At 33.4% G+C, this 13,788-nt stretch carries 13 protein-coding genes; 10 read left to right on the forward strand and 3 right to left on the reverse strand.

The features are described from left to right. Positions 1-128: 128 nt before the first annotated feature. On the forward strand, positions 129-1,148 hold the full coding sequence (locus CLV00_RS05865) for a type I restriction enzyme HsdR N-terminal domain-containing protein (protein WP_099714253.1): 1,020 nt from the start codon (positions 129-131) through the stop codon (positions 1,146-1,148). 107 nt (positions 1,149-1,255) lie between these two features. Here CLV00_RS05865 and ahcY read toward each other — a convergent pair whose 3' ends face one another. After that, positions 1,256-2,572: an adenosylhomocysteinase gene (gene ahcY / locus CLV00_RS05870; protein WP_099714254.1), complete on the reverse strand. Its 1,317-nt coding sequence runs from the start codon at positions 2,570-2,572 to the stop codon at positions 1,256-1,258. A 254-nt stretch (positions 2,573-2,826) separates the two neighbouring features. Here ahcY and CLV00_RS05875 point away from each other — a divergent pair, with 254 nt between their 5' ends. The 6 genes from CLV00_RS05875 to CLV00_RS05900 all read left to right on the forward strand — a co-directional run bounded on the left by CLV00_RS05875 (position 2,827) and on the right by CLV00_RS05900 (position 9,769). Further along, positions 2,827-3,468, forward strand: a complete 642-nt coding sequence (locus CLV00_RS05875) for a 4'-phosphopantetheinyl transferase superfamily protein (RefSeq protein ID WP_099716253.1) — start codon at positions 2,827-2,829, stop codon at positions 3,466-3,468. A 36-nt stretch (positions 3,469-3,504) separates the two neighbouring features. After that, entirely contained in the window at positions 3,505-4,221 is a 717-nt protein-coding gene (locus tag CLV00_RS05880) for a geranylgeranylglyceryl/heptaprenylglyceryl phosphate synthase (protein WP_099714255.1), read from the forward strand. Between the two features lie 13 nt (positions 4,222-4,234). After that, the gene (gene pnuC, locus CLV00_RS05885) at positions 4,235-4,864 is read left to right on the forward strand and encodes a nicotinamide riboside transporter PnuC (protein WP_099714256.1); all 630 of its coding nucleotides are present in this window, start codon (positions 4,235-4,237) and stop codon (positions 4,862-4,864) included. Next, entirely contained in the window at positions 4,819-6,939 is a 2,121-nt protein-coding gene (locus CLV00_RS05890; RefSeq protein ID WP_099714257.1) for a DUF4301 family protein, read from the forward strand. The genes pnuC and CLV00_RS05890 overlap by 46 nt, the downstream gene beginning before the upstream one ends. 41 nt (positions 6,940-6,980) lie before the next feature. Then, positions 6,981-7,382, forward strand: a complete 402-nt coding sequence (arfB, locus tag CLV00_RS05895; RefSeq protein WP_099714258.1) for an alternative ribosome rescue aminoacyl-tRNA hydrolase ArfB — start codon at positions 6,981-6,983, stop codon at positions 7,380-7,382. A gap of 236 nt (positions 7,383-7,618) precedes the next feature. Beyond that, a complete protein-coding gene (locus CLV00_RS05900) occupies positions 7,619-9,769 on the forward strand; it encodes a TonB-dependent receptor (RefSeq protein WP_099714259.1) in 2,151 nt (716 codons plus the stop codon). A gap of 59 nt (positions 9,770-9,828) precedes the next feature. Here CLV00_RS05900 and CLV00_RS05905 read toward each other — a convergent pair whose 3' ends face one another. After that, complete coding sequence (locus CLV00_RS05905; protein WP_099714260.1) at positions 9,829-10,242, reverse strand: hypothetical protein; 414 nt, start codon at positions 10,240-10,242, stop codon at positions 9,829-9,831. 162 nt (positions 10,243-10,404) lie between these two features. Between CLV00_RS05905 and greA the strand changes: the two genes are divergently transcribed. From greA to CLV00_RS05920, 3 genes are all read left to right on the forward strand, one after another. Beyond that, positions 10,405-10,881, forward strand: coding sequence for a transcription elongation factor GreA (greA, locus tag CLV00_RS05910; RefSeq protein WP_091165910.1), 477 nt, complete (start codon positions 10,405-10,407; stop codon positions 10,879-10,881). 43 nt (positions 10,882-10,924) lie between these two features. Then, positions 10,925-11,314, forward strand: a complete 390-nt coding sequence (locus CLV00_RS05915; RefSeq protein ID WP_099714261.1) for an HIT family protein — start codon at positions 10,925-10,927, stop codon at positions 11,312-11,314. Positions 11,315-11,412: 98 nt separating this feature from the next. After that, positions 11,413-12,585 carry a transglutaminase domain-containing protein gene (locus CLV00_RS05920; protein ID WP_099714262.1) on the forward strand — a complete coding sequence of 391 codons (1,173 nt, stop codon included), beginning with the start codon at positions 11,413-11,415 and terminating at the stop codon, positions 12,583-12,585. Here CLV00_RS05920 and CLV00_RS05925 read toward each other — a convergent pair. Then, positions 12,577-13,731: a PAS domain-containing sensor histidine kinase gene (locus CLV00_RS05925; RefSeq protein ID WP_099714263.1), complete on the reverse strand. Its 1,155-nt coding sequence runs from the start codon at positions 13,729-13,731 to the stop codon at positions 12,577-12,579. The genes CLV00_RS05920 and CLV00_RS05925 overlap by 9 nt on opposite strands. Positions 13,732-13,788: the final 57 nt, after the last annotated feature.

Genomic DNA, 13,788 nt, shown 5'->3' on the forward strand with positions numbered 1-13,788 from the left:
TTTTAATCTTGTATTTTATTTCTTACTTGTTTTATTTTAAATATAAATAAAAACCTATATTTGATTAAAACTTACCCTAAAGAGCAACTGATGGAAGTTGGCTAATTAAACTAAATAACCAAATTTATATGACAACAACTGTAATACCAAAACAAGCTATTAGTCAGTTAAAAAAAATGCTCGATAATTTTAAATTAACCGAAGCAATTGAAATAAGTTCTAATGAAGCACAAACTAGAAAGTTTTTAATTGAACCATTTTTCTTTATGCTTAATTATGTGTCAACTGATTTAATACCAGAATATAATGCTGATTTCGGTGACAGGGTAAGTCAAAAAATTGATTATGCAATTGTATTAAATAAAAAAGATACTATTCTGATTGAAGCAAAAAAACAAAATAGCAAGTTAACAGACAAAGAAGCGGGACAATTGAATGGCTATTTTAATAACACCAAGAATTCAAAGATTGCAATATTAACAAATGGGGTTGAATACAGGTTTTATTCTGATGTTGTTGAACCAAATATCATTGATAATAAACCTTTCTTTTTATTCAATTTAAGTAGTTATACTGAAAATGATATTGAAGGATTATTAAAATTTGATAAACGATTTATTAAAATAAAAGAAATCGTTGAGTCAGCCCAAGAAATTGTTTTTGCTGAAAGTTTTGAAGATTCCCTATTTAAAGAATTGCTAGCGCCATCAAAAGACCTTCTGAAGATTATACACAGAAATATGTTATTCAAAACAAAGTTTAACGAAGAAACTCAGGGTAAAATGATAAACCTAATTAATTCATCTTTACTAAAATGTTTGTACGATAAAAAAGTAATTGAAGAATCTAATTCAAATTCACAAGGCGTTATTACTACAGAACTTGAAATACAAGCATACCACATAATTAGAACTTTATTAATCCAAAATAAAAAAATTCCAAATGAAAGAATTTCATATAAAGATTTCAAAAGTTTCTTCAATATAAGTATTGATGATAGTTCTAAAAAAGTAATCTGTAAACTTGGATTCAATAATGGTAAAATGAAAATCAGCATTGAAAACAATGAATATATTCTAGAACATATTGATGATTTAGTGAAATATAAGAATGAATTGACCAATAGAACATTGGCGCTTGTTGACTAGTTCTGTAATCTATAAGAGATGTTATTTGGTAAAACAAAAACCCTTGCTTCCGAAATCGGGAATACAAGGGTTTTAAAAATCCAATAATCTAAAAATCTAATTTCAGACTAGTATCTGTAATATTCTGGTTTGAATGGACCTTCAACTGGAACACCAATATAATCAGCCTGATCAACACGTAACGTTTCTAATTCAACACCTAATTTAGCTAAGTGCAACATTGCTACTTTTTCGTCAAGGTGTTTTGGTAACATGTACACGTCATTGTTGTATGCCGCGCTGTTTTTCCATAATTCGATTTGAGCTAAAGTTTGGTTAGTAAATGAGTTACTCATTACAAAACTTGGGTGACCTGTAGCGCAACCAAGGTTTACTAAACGACCTTCAGCCAAAATGATGATGTCATTTCCGGCAATAGTATATTTGTCAACTTGAGGTTTGATTTCGATTTTTGAATCACCGTGGTTTTCGTTCAACCAAGCCATATCAATTTCGTTATCAAAATGTCCAATGTTACAAACGATAGTTTTGTCTTTCATTTTTTCGAAATGAGAACCCAAAACGATATCTTTATTTCCAGTAGTAGTAATGATAATATCAGCAGTCGCGATAACGGTATCTAATTTTTTTACTTCAAAACCGTCCATTGCAGCTTGTAAAGCACAAATTGGGTCAATTTCAGTAACCGTAACAATAGAACCAGCACCTCTAAAAGAAGCAGCAGTTCCTTTACCTACGTCACCGTAACCACAAACGATTACTCTTTTTGCAGCAAGCATAATATCAGTTGCACGACGAACAGCATCAACTGCAGATTCTTTACAACCGTATTTGTTATCAAATTTCGATTTAGTAACTGAGTCATTTACATTGATAGCAGGCATTGGCAATGTTCCCGCTTTTACTCTTTCGTACAATCTGTGAACACCTGTTGTAGTTTCCTCAGATAATCCTTTGATTCCAGAAACCAATTCCGGGTAACGGTCAATAACCATATTGGTCAAATCTCCACCGTCATCAAGAATCATGTTCAATGGTTTTCTGTCTTCACCAAAGAATAAAGTTTGCTCAATACACCAGTCAAAATCTTCCTCGTTCAAACCTTTCCAAGCATAAACTTGAATTCCTGCAGCAGCAATAGCAGCAGCAGCTTGATCTTGAGTAGAGAAAATGTTACAAGAACTCCAAGTCACTTCAGCACCAAGAGCAATTAAAGTTTCAATCAAAACCGCAGTTTGGATTGTCATGTGCAAACATCCTGCAATACGAGCACCAGCAAGTGGTTGTTCGTTTTTGTATTCCGCACGAAGGGCCATTAAACCTGGCATTTCAGCTTCAGCTAGTTCAATTTCTTTTCTTCCCCAAGCCGCTAGAGAAATGTCTTTAACTTTGAAAGCCACAAAAGGCATAGTTGTAGTACTCATTTATAGTATATTTGTAATTGTAAAATTTTTTTGCAAATTTACGTAATAACTTTAGAATTTAACTGTTTTCTAAAAGATTTATGAATTGTTTAATTCGCTAATCTTTTGAACATTAACTAAATAATTTCTTCATGCTGAACTTGTTTCAGTTTCTGGAGCTATTTCCCGTTATTCGCTATATCTTTTTCCACGCAAAAAAGCGTAAAAAAAGGATGCCGCTACTACCGGGGCTAAAAAACCAAGACCATAATACGATGCCACTTTACAAAACGAAACATATCTCCCGAAGCGTCGGGACCAGTACCCAAATCCTCGTTTGGAAAGTAACCGAATCCTATGCGGAATTATTAGAAGAAGTGGTGTTAAACGACAGCAATCGCATTCGGCTTGACGGAATGAAATCTGAAATGCACCAACGTGCTTTTCTTAGTGTTCGCAAGTTATTGCAGGAGACGGGACACACCGATTTAGATTTGTATTATGACGAATTCGGTAAGCCGCATTTACAAGGAGAGAAACATATTTCCATAACACATTCACATAATTTTTCGGCAATTATTATCAGTGGCGAAACCGTAGGAATCGATATTGAATTGCAAAGAGACAAAATTACTCGAATTGCTGATAAATTCTGTGATTCAGAATTTCAATTTTTGGATATGGACAGTGAAGAATACATCAGGAAATTAACGGTTATTTGGGGCGCCAAAGAAGCCATTTTTAAAATAAGAAATGAAAAAGGTATTAGTTTTAAAGACCACATAAGTGTTGAGGAGTTTCGTATTAACGTTAAACAAACTGTTGCGAAACTTCATTTTAATAATTTGGTTAAGGATTTCAACATTCATTTTGAAGAAATAGAGGATTTTACGTTGGTTTATGCTTTCGAAAATTAAAAACAAACCGCAATTTGCGAATTAGCGGTAAAAAGTATGACAAATATTTATAAAGACATTTTAAAAGCAAAAAGCGAGAATACAAAATTACTCGCCATTCTTCTTGATCCTGATAAAGTAGTTTTGGAGAATTTATCTATTTTAATTTCAAAAATAAACCTTTCGCCAGCAAGCCATATTTTTATTGGCGGAAGCCAGGTCGAAAATAATATTTTAGATGAATTAATTGTGAAAATCAAACAAAACTGCAATTTACCAATTGTTCTTTTTCCTGGAAACCCATCCCAGATTTCAGATAAAGCCGATGCGATTTTGTTTTTGTCTTTAATCTCTGGTCGCAATCCAGATTTTCTAATTGAGCACCAAGTAAAAGCGGCACCCGTTTTAAAACAAACCCAACTTGAAATAATCTCGACGGGCTATATTTTAATTGAAAGTGGAAATGAAACCGCCGTGGAGCGGGTTAGTAATACAACGCCTTTAGATAGAAATAATCTGGATTTAGCATTGGCAACCGCTCAAGCGGGCGAAATGTTAGGCAATAAGTTGATTTATCTGGAAGCGGGAAGTGGTGCAAAACAAGCAGTCCCTCTAGAAATGATTGCATTAGTTGCTCAAAATATTGAAATCCCGTTACTTGTTGGTGGCGGAATTGTAGATTTGCAGGGAATTCAAAACGCCTATCATGCCGGTGCCGATTTAGTAATTATAGGAACAGCCTTTGAAAACGACATGAATTTTTTTAATCAATAATTTAATTTTTGCAATGATAGAATACCTTTTTTCTCAATACGCAGATTATCCAACCTTAGATATAGTTTTAGAAATTGTAGCGGTCGTTTTTGGTTTGTTAAGTGTTTGGTATGCTAAAAAAGACAATATTTTAGTTTTTCCAACGGGATTAGTAAGTACATCTATTTATGTTTACTTGCTTTGGAAATGGACTTTATGGGGCGATATGATGATCAATGGATACTATTTTGTGATGAGTATTTATGGTTGGTACCATTGGACCAGAAAAAAAGATGATACAGTTGAGTTCCCAATTTCAAAAATATCGAGTTCTGAAAAACGAATTGCGATAATTCTTTTTATATTTACGGTCGCTTTTGTGGTTTCGGTATATCATTATTTCGGAAAATTCACCACTTGGTATGCTTATGTAGATACATTTATCACAGGAATTTTCTTTGTAGGAATGTGGCTCATGGCCAAAAGAAAAGTAGAAAATTGGGTATTTTGGATTATTGGAGATGTAATTTCAATTCCATTATATTTTTCAAAAGGATTTACTTTTACAAGTTTTCAATACATAGTATTTACAATAGTTGCCATTTTTGGCTATTTAGAATGGAAGAAAATCTCAGACAGCTCTCAAACGGAGCTACAAAAATAATTAAAATTGCTCTATTTGGTCCGGAAAGTACTGGAAAAACCACATTAGCAAAACAACTCGCTGAATATTATAAAACAGAATGGGTTCCTGAATATGCACGAGAATACCTTCAAGAAAAATGGGATGTAAATCAACAGATTTGTGATATTGACGACATGCTTCCTATTGCTTTTGGGCAAACTAAATTAGAAAATGAAAGTGCTTTAATTGCTAATAACTACCTTTTTTGTGATACTAATTTATTGGTAACCAAAGTTTTTTCCGAAGTGTATTATGATTATTGTGATCCATTATTAGATCAAGCGGCTCGCGAACATGAGTACGACTTGTTTTTTCTTACGGATATTGATGTTCCTTGGGAAAAAGATGATTTAAGAGACCGTCCGGAAGAAAGAGAGTCGGTATTTGCAATTTTCAAACAATCCTTGATTGATAATAAGAAACCATTTGTCATTCTTTCAGGAGATAAAAAATTAAGACTGAAGAAAGCAGTTGCTATTATTAATGATTTGACAAAAGCCAAAGAGATGGGACTTTCTTCTCTTGATTTTGTTCAAATTTATGAAAAAGGTGTTCCATTAAAAAATATTCAGCAACAGCTTAGTTTTTTCAGAAATGGAATTGAAAAAAGTAATCTGGTTGGACCAGCAACTTTATTTAATGGTATTTTAAAATTATCAGAAAATGATTTTCGACTAAAAGCAGATTATTTTGATGAAAATAAATCTAGTTTAAAACTGGAGAAATTTGTCCCTGCATCAGGAGCAGCCACTAGAATGTTTAAATTTCTGCTTACTTTTCTAAAAGATTTTGATGTCGAAAATGAAACCATTAATGCTTATGTAAATAGAAAAAAAGAAACAGAACTTCCTGTTTTTATAGTGGGTTTAGAGAAGTTTCCATTTTTCAAGGCAGTTGATAAAAAACTAAGAGAGGAATTTATTGACTTTGAGTTTCTTCATCGAGATTATAAAAATTATTATTTTATAAAATTACTTTTGGCTCCTGATTACTTCAATTTTGCCGGTAAGCCTAAAGGTGTACTACCTTTTCATAAATATCTAAACCATATTTATACACCGGTGGAAGAACATCTTAATGAGTGTGTTCATTATGCAAATTCAAATTCAAATTCAAACTTGCATTTTACAGTGTCAGAATCTCATTTGGCTCAGTTTAAAACAACGATTAATGCTATTAAAGGCAAATTAGAAAAAAAGTCAGGGATAGCTATACATGTTAGTTACTCTTGTCAAAATGAGAGCACGGATACCCTTACTGTGGATTTTGAAAATAATCCCTTCAGAGATGAAAATGGCAAGTTGTTTTTTAGGCCGGGTGGACATGGAGCTTTGATAGAAAACTTAAATAATCTTGATGCTGATATTATTTTTATAAAAAATATTGATAATGTTATCCAAAATAATATTGAAAAAATTGCTTTGTATAAAAAAGCATTGGCAGGAATTTTAATAGAATTGCAACAGCAGGTATTTAAGTATTTACATGCAATTGATGCTGCAGAAATTCAGCAAGAAGAAAGTGAAGAAATTTTACTTTTTTTGCAAGAAAAACTAAATATTAGAGTCTCAAACAGTTTTTACGAACTTAGTTTTGAAAATAAAATAATCGAAATTAGAACTATTTTAAACAGGCCTATGAGAGTTTGTGGAATGGTAAAAAATGAAGGTGAAACCGGTGGTGGCCCTTTTTGGGTAAAAGATGAAAAAGGTTCTATTACTTTACAAATTGTTGAGAGTTCTCAAGTAGATTTATCAGATGATAATCAGAGGGGAATCCTGAATGCATCTACACATTTTAACCCGGTAGATTTAGTTTGCGGAATTAAAAATTATAAAAAGGAGAAGTTCGACCTGACTCAGTTTGTGGATCATAATAGTGGCTTTGTAGTAGAGAAAACTACTTTTGGAAGAGCTATTAAATCGTATGAATTACCTGGTTTATGGAATGGTGCCATGGCAAAATGGATGACGGTATTTGTTCAAGTGCCTTTGATTACTTTTAATCCGGTAAAAACAGTAAATGATTTATTAAAACCAGCACATCAGCCGTAATAATTTTACTGAAACATTTCCGAAGTTTCGGGACAACATCAATGGAAAACGAAAAAATTATAGCTGAGTTAAGTTTTAAAGCCGTCCGGAGCAGTGGAGCCGGTGGCCAGAACGTAAATAAAGTTTCTTCAAAAGTGGTACTGACTTTTGATTTGAAAAATTCTCAGGCTTTAACCGAAGAAGAAAAACTTTTGGTCGAAACCAAATTGTCTTCAAGGTTAACAACTGATTCTGTTTTAATCTTGAATTGTGATGAAGATCGAAGTCAGTTTAGAAACAAGGAAATTGTAATCAAACGATTTTTGGAACTTATAAAAAATGCGTTGCTTATTCCTAAAGAACGTAAACCTACTAAAATCCCTAAGTCGTTTATTAGAAAGCGAATAAAGGACAAAAAGAACATTTCTGAAATTAAAAAGACACGCAGAAAACCTGATTTTTAAAATTTATTCCAATTCATAATTTATAATTCACAATTTATAATTAGTTTTGCGCTGTCTCAAAGGGGTGCTCTAAATAACGAGCTGAGATTATACCCAAAGAACCTGGACAAGTAATGTTGTCAAGGGAAAAAATGACAAACAAATAGCGTGCACACTACTTTATTTGTCATAGGAAACAATCATTTTTTAATTTAACAAAAGAATAATTCCCCCTTTTATTCGTAATCTTTTTACGGATGAATACTTTTATTACAGTTACAAAGTCTCAAAGTCTCAAAGTCTCAAAGTCCAAGAATCTGACATATTATATGTCTTCGGTCTTTTTTCTTGCAACTTTTATCTCTTTCTCACAAGTCAAAGACACAACGAAAGTAAACCAACTTGATGAAGTTTTGGTTTCGGCAGTTCGTGTGACCACAAAAACACCAGTCAGTTTTAGCAATTTGGACAAAAAGGAAATCAAATTCCGAAATTTAGGACAGGATATTCCTATTCTGATGAATTATCTGCCTTCAGTTGTGACCACTTCTGATGCGGGAAATGGAGTTGGATATACCGGAATTCGCGTCCGTGGTAGTGATGCAACAAGAGTGAATGTTACTATCAACGGAATTCCTTACAATGATTCTGAAAGTCATGGGACGTATTGGGTAAATATGCCTGATTTTGCATCTTCAGTGGAGAGTTTGCAGTTGCAGCGCGGCGTAGGAACTTCAACTAATGGAGCAGGAGCTTTTGGTGCCAGTTTAAATATGCTTACGGATAATTTTGCCAAAGAAAGTACAGGAGAAATCTCCAACTCTTTTGGAAGTTTCAATACCAGAAAACATACAGTAAAATTCAGTACAGGTCTAATGAACGATCATTTTGAAATCGCGGGTCGTTTGTCAGCTTTAAATTCAGATGGTTATGTGGATCGTGGCGCATCTGATTTGAAATCTTATTTTCTTCAAGGGACATATGTAGGGAAAACTACGTTGATAAAAGCCTTGGTTTTTGGAGGAAAAGAGAAAACGTATCAGTCTTGGAACGGAATTGACGGCGAAACATTGAACAATGATCGCACGTTTAATTCAGCAGGAGCTTTTACGGATGAACAAGGAAATGCTCGTTTTTATGACAATGAAACCGATAATTACCAACAAGATCACTCTCAATTGCATTGGAACGAAAAAATATCAGAAAACTGGAGTACTAATTTTGCGTTGCATTACACCAAAGGAAAAGGATTCTATGAAAATTACAAAGAAGACGCTGATTTAACCAATTATGGATTACAGCCAGTTGGTGCCGTGACAACAACTGATTTGATTCGTCAAAAATGGTTGGATAATGATTTCTACGGAACTACATTTTCTGCGAATTACAAGAAAGATAAATTGGATGTGATTTTTGGTGGCGGATGGAATAAATATGAAGGCAGCCATTTCGGGGAAGTTATTTGGGCACGATTTGCTTCGCAGAGCGAATTAGGAGATCGTTATTATGACGATTATGCTGTCAAAACGGATGGAACTATTTTTGCCAAAGCCAATTACCAAATCACAACGCAATTAAGTTTATTTGGAGATTTACAATATCGTACGGTTAATTATAAAGCCAACGGGGTTCAGGCAGATGTAGTAGATGATACATTTAATTTTTTTAATCCAAAGACTGGGTTGACGTATGACATCAATGCTAATAATGCCTTGTATTTTTCCTATGCCAGAGCGAACAGGGAACCAAACAGAACCGATTATGAAGGCGGAAACGTAAAGTCAGAAAAATTGAATGACTTTGAATTGGGTTGGAGATATGTTGCAGAGAAAGTACAATTCAATTCGAATGTGTATTATATGGCCTATAAAGATCAATTGATTTTAACTGGAAATCTGGATGATGTAGGCGCTCCGATACGTTCCAATAGCGAAAAAAGCTACCGTTTAGGATTGGAAGTAGACGCTACAATAGCGTTGACAAATCAATTGATTATCCGTCCTAATTTTACCTTGAGTGCTAATAAAAATACTGATTTAGCGGTAGAAGGACAGAATTATGGCACTACTGATATCGCGTATTCACCATCGATTATTGCGGGAAATATTTTGGTCTATACACCAGTGGAAAATCTTCACATTTCATGGATGCAAAAATTCGTTGGGGAACAATACATGAATAACATTGAATTACCGGCTGCAAAGTTGGCAGACTACTTTGTGAATGACTTGAACGTTGCGTATGAGTTTAAACCAAAATCAGTTTTTAAATCGATTATTGTGACTGGTTTAGTCAATAACTTTTTAGACAAAAAATATGTTTCTAACGGATACATGTATGATGTATACCCGTATTATTATCCACAAGCGGGAATTAATTTCCTTGCCGGATTGACTTTGAAGTTTTAGAATATTGTTTTAGTTATAATGAGAAAAATCCTGATGGTTTACCTGTCAGGATTTTTTGTTTAATTATAAACTCGAAGAGAAGTTCCGTTTACTTGAACACGATATTGTTTCATAGGATATTGTAAAGTTCCCTGTCCGGTAAATAAACTGTACTCTTTACTGTCACATCCACAAACGGCATTTATCCCATCTATGGTCATGGTAGAACAGGAACTTATTGCTTGATTAGGACAAGCCGCATCAAAAGCATTGTAACCGCTGCCGGTATTAAAAACAATAATACCACGTGCGCCTACTCCAGCATAATAAATAGCATTGCTCGCATATTTAAGATTTGAATACGCAGGCAAATTCATATTAATATCTACCGTAAAAGTATAATTAGGGATATATGGATTTGTATTGTCAAAACCTGAATCACTACACGAGAAAAAGAAAGGAATTATAACGGAAAGCAGCAGGTATTTTTTCATTTTAAAATAGTGTCAAAGTATTAGTGAAACAAATTTAATTTATTTAACTTTGAATTATATATGATTAACATATATTTATAGACGAAAAAATAATAATAGTATCTTTGTGGAAAGAAATCCCGTCCTGATGGGATTTTTTCTATTTATATAAATGATGAAGTTATGAGTACAGTATCGTATTACACCGCAGAAGGGTTAAAGAAATTAAGAGAAGAATTAGATTATTTAAAAAGCGTAATGCGTCCAAAAGCATCTGCAGATATAGCTGAAGCAAGAGATAAAGGCGACCTTTCTGAGAATGCCGAATATGATGCTGCTAAAGAAGCGCAAGGAATGCTGGAAATGCGTATTGCTAAACTGGAAGAAGTACACTCTAATGCCAGATTAATAGATGAAACACATCTTGATGTTTCTAAGGTATTGGTTTTGTCTAATGTGAAAATCAAAAACCAAACCAATGGAATGGAAATGAAATACACACTGGTAGCTGAAAGTGAAGCCGATTTGAAAACTGGAAAAATATCAGTAACCTCGCCTATTGGGAAAGGTTTGTTGGGGAAATCAGTAGGAGAAGTGGCAGAAATCACTGTTCCAAACGGAGTGTTGAAATTTGAAATTTTAGAAATATCTCGTGATTAAATAGTTAAAGGTTTAGCCGATTCAACAATTAACCAATTCAACAATGTCAAGTATATTTACAAAAATTATAAACGGAGAAATCCCATGTTACAAAATCGCAGAGGATGAAAATTTCTTGTCTTTTTTGGATGTAAATCCAAATGCAAAAGGACACACCCTTTGTATTCCAAAACAAGAAATAAATAAGATTTTTGAGATGGAAGATGATTTGTATATCGGACTGATGCAATTCTCTAAAAAAATAGCAGTTGCCCTTGAAAAAACGGTTCCGTGCAAAAGAATCGGAATGGCAGTTGTAGGACTTGAAGTTCCCCATGCGCACGTTCATTTAATTCCCTTGAATGAAATGGATGAAATGCGTTTTCAAAATAAAGTATCCTTGTCCAAAGATGAATTTGAAGCTTTGGCAGAAAGCATTAAAGCTAATTTGTAATATTTTAGTAAATAAAATAAATTGGTATGATTTTAGTTTAGAAAGGGGATAGGTGAAAACCTATCCCCTTTTAATTTTTTGAGACTACATTATATACTATGAAAAACATTTGTTTAGTACTTTTTTTCTTTTTCTCACTTCTGAGTTTTGGACAGGTCAATGCCGGATATCCTTTGGTTGATGCTAAAATGGCTGTTATTCCTGCTAATTCAACAACTTCAGCCGATGCAATTGCCAAATATATCAACGCTAATTTTAAAACAGAAACGGATAAAATCAGGGCTGTTTTTTATTGGACTACATCAAATATAAGTTATGATGTTGCCAATATGTTTGTTGTAAATTTCAATGAAACGGTACAGGAACAAATCGCAAGGACGTTAAGAACCAAAAAAGGTGTTTGTATTCATTATGCTGTCGTTTTTAATGAGCTTTCGCAAAAAACAGGAATTCAATCCTATATAATCGATGGATATACAAAGCAAAACGGAAAAGTAAGTGATTTAGCTCACGCTTGGATAGCCGCAAAAATTGATAAAAAGTGGTATGTATTTGATCCAACTTGGGGTTCTGGTTATGTCAATAATGGGAGGTTTTATAAAAAAATAAATAACTATTATTTTAAGACTGAACCCACTAAAATAATTGCTTCCCACATTCCATTTGATTATTTATGGCAATTTTCCAATTATCCGATTACCAATGGTGAGTTTTATGAAGGGAAAATTGAAATCAGCAAAACCAAGAAATACTTTGATTTTGAGAAAGAAATTATCAAATATAATGCCTTGTCAGAAGCAGATCAATTATTTGATTCGGCAGAAAGAATAGAGAAAAATGGATTGAAAAATGCTATGATTCTGGAACGTTATGAAGGGAAAAAGCAGCAGTTGACTTATTTGAGACATAATACGAATATTGAGAAATTGAATTCCATTGTGAATGAGATGAATCAGGCAGTTGTTCTATTGAATGATTTTATTTATTACAGAAACAATAAGTTCAAGCCTGCTTTATCAGATGATGAAATTAGCGATATGATTGAAACGCCAAGAGAACAGCTGGTGAAATGTCAGAACGATATTTACAGCGTGGGTTCAGTTGGTAGCAAAAACGCATCTAATGTAGCATCGATTAAAAAATCGATTGGAGCAGCTTTGGCGCAAGCCGAAGAGCATTCCTTGTTTGTGAAAAATTATTTGAGTAAGTCTAAAATAGTCAGAAAAACAATGTTTTCGAAAGTTACTTGGTTTGGTGTTCAGTTAAACTAAATTGCTTTTTTTAAAACTGACTTGCATCGTTGTTCCTTTTCCAATCTCGGAATTCAACACTTTGATGGTTCCTTTATGGTATTCCTCAACGATTCTTTTAGTCAATGAGAGACCCAATCCCCAACCGCGTTTTTTAGTTGTAAATCCTGGTTCAAAGATGCTTTTGAATTGGTTTTTTTGAATTCCGCTTCCAGTATCGGTAACGTTTATTTTTACAGAATCACCTTCTTGTTCAATTTCAAGTGCTAATTTCCCTTTTCCTTTCATGGCATCGATGGCATTTTTTACAAGATTTTCAATGGTCCAACTGTGTAAAGTAGGATTCAAAGAAACAATGATAGGTGATTTTGGTGCCTTGAATGAAAATTCAATTTGTTTCGAAAATCGGGATTGTAAATAGTCGTAGGATTGAAAGGTTTCTGCTACGATGTCTTTATTTTCTAATTTTGGTTCTGAACCTATTTTAGAGAAACGATCTGTTATGGTTTGTAAACGTTCAATGTCTTTTTCAATTTCGAAAGTGGTGCTTTCGTCAACATTTTCGGATTTCAAGAGTTCGACCCAGCCAATCAAGGAAGAAAGCGGAGTTCCTATCTGGTGTGCGGTTTCTTTTGCCATTCCGGCCCAAAGTTTATTTTGCGTAGCCATTTTGGTACTTCTGTAAAAATTGTAAACGAGCGCTCCAAAAAGCACAATGATGAGTACCAAAGCAACGGGATAATATTTTAATTTATTCAGTAATGCAGAGTTACCATAATACAGATTTTGAAATTTTCCCGGAACATATTCAATGACAATAGGTTCATTTTCGCTTTTTAATTTGGATAAAAAATCCTGGGCTTTGGACTTATTTTTCAGAATAGCATCGTCAATGTTTACGGTGTTTATGATGCTGTCATTCTCCGTAACTATAATAGGAATTGAGGTATTGTTGCTGAAAATTTGAAGTGGGAGTTCTACATCGGTATTTTCACCGGCATTGTTAAGTGTTTTTTGAGCTTTTGCCCAAAGGTTCATTTTTAATCGTTCTTCATTTTTGAAGATTTGAAAAAAAGTATATGTGTTCCAGAGAATTAATGAAATGATTAAAAAGGATGCAAAAATAATAACCCAACGAGTTGTATTTCTTCTTTCAGAAAACTGCATAAATATAATTTAGTGGTATAAATATAACGAAATAAATGCTTTTGTATTTTAGTTTTG

The organism is Flavobacterium sp. 11, from assembly GCF_002754315.1.
Taxonomy (GTDB): Bacteria; Bacteroidota; Bacteroidia; order Flavobacteriales; family Flavobacteriaceae; genus Flavobacterium; species Flavobacterium algoritolerans.

Excerpts from the sequence above, each read along its gene's own strand:
- CLV00_RS05865 (WP_099714253.1), top strand. The coding sequence starts at position 129 with ATGACAACAACTGTAATACCAAAACAAGCTATTAGTCAGTTAAAAAAA.
- ahcY (WP_099714254.1), bottom strand. The coding sequence starts at position 2,572 with ATGAGTACTACAACTATGCCTTTTGTGGCTTTCAAAGTTAAAGACATT.
- CLV00_RS05875 (WP_099716253.1), top strand. The coding sequence starts at position 2,827 with ATGCCACTTTACAAAACGAAACATATCTCCCGAAGCGTCGGGACCAGT.
- CLV00_RS05880 (WP_099714255.1), top strand. The coding sequence starts at position 3,505 with ATGACAAATATTTATAAAGACATTTTAAAAGCAAAAAGCGAGAATACA.
- pnuC (WP_099714256.1), top strand. The coding sequence starts at position 4,235 with ATGATAGAATACCTTTTTTCTCAATACGCAGATTATCCAACCTTAGAT.
- CLV00_RS05890 (WP_099714257.1), top strand. The coding sequence starts at position 4,819 with ATGGAAGAAAATCTCAGACAGCTCTCAAACGGAGCTACAAAAATAATT.
- arfB (WP_099714258.1), top strand. The coding sequence starts at position 6,981 with ATGGAAAACGAAAAAATTATAGCTGAGTTAAGTTTTAAAGCCGTCCGG.
- CLV00_RS05900 (WP_099714259.1), top strand. The coding sequence starts at position 7,619 with ATGAATACTTTTATTACAGTTACAAAGTCTCAAAGTCTCAAAGTCTCA.
- CLV00_RS05905 (WP_099714260.1), bottom strand. The coding sequence starts at position 10,242 with ATGAAAAAATACCTGCTGCTTTCCGTTATAATTCCTTTCTTTTTCTCG.
- greA (WP_091165910.1), top strand. The coding sequence starts at position 10,405 with ATGAGTACAGTATCGTATTACACCGCAGAAGGGTTAAAGAAATTAAGA.
- CLV00_RS05915 (WP_099714261.1), top strand. The coding sequence starts at position 10,925 with ATGTCAAGTATATTTACAAAAATTATAAACGGAGAAATCCCATGTTAC.
- CLV00_RS05920 (WP_099714262.1), top strand. The coding sequence starts at position 11,413 with ATGAAAAACATTTGTTTAGTACTTTTTTTCTTTTTCTCACTTCTGAGT.
- CLV00_RS05925 (WP_099714263.1), bottom strand. The coding sequence starts at position 13,731 with ATGCAGTTTTCTGAAAGAAGAAATACAACTCGTTGGGTTATTATTTTT.